Below are 579 nucleotides of genomic sequence, written 5' to 3' on the forward strand. Positions count from 1 at the left end.
CGACGGCTGTCAAGGTAGTTGGCACCTCCACCTACGCGGCTCTTGTTAAAGTCCGCTCCTTGTTGGCGGGCGGATTCAGCCAGGTGGGCCCCGCCGGCTCGCAGTTGCGCGTCGGGCCACTCCAGCGCCCTGGATTGTTGGCCTTCGCCTGCTCGTAGAGCGCCTTGCGCCGCGCCAGGATGGCGTGGTCCTCGCCGGCGTGGCGTTGATTGGGCGTGACGCCGTTGATCTCCCGGTGCCGGTGTTCGGCGTTGTACCACTTGGTGAAGCGCAGGGCCCAGGCACGCGCCTCGGCCAAGTCGTTGAACCCGTTCCTCGGGTAGTCCGGCCGGGTCTTGGCCGTACCGAACAGTGACTCCGAGAACGCATTATCGTTAGAGACCGCCGGGCGGCTGTAGGAGCTGCCCACGCCAAGCCGCTCGAGCGTGGCGTGCAGCTGAGAGCCCTTGAACGGGCCGCCGTTATCCGCATGGATGATCAGATCCTCGTGCCGGCACCCCTCCTGCAGCGTGGCGCGTTCGATGAGCCTCGCGCTATTGGCGGCGTTCTCCGCTTCGAAGACCTCCTGGCCGACGATCT

At 66.3% G+C, this 579-nt stretch carries 1 protein-coding gene; it reads right to left on the reverse strand.

What is annotated here, in order from left to right:
• Window positions 1-31: 31 nt before the first annotated feature.
• Window positions 32-579: integrase core domain-containing protein (locus LRG07_RS13795; protein ID WP_238642774.1), on the reverse strand; the 548-nt coding region annotated here is incomplete at its 5' end.

Source organism: Halorhodospira sp. 9622 (genome assembly GCF_022228025.1).
GTDB lineage: Bacteria > Pseudomonadota > Gammaproteobacteria > Nitrococcales > Halorhodospiraceae > Halorhodospira > Halorhodospira halophila_A.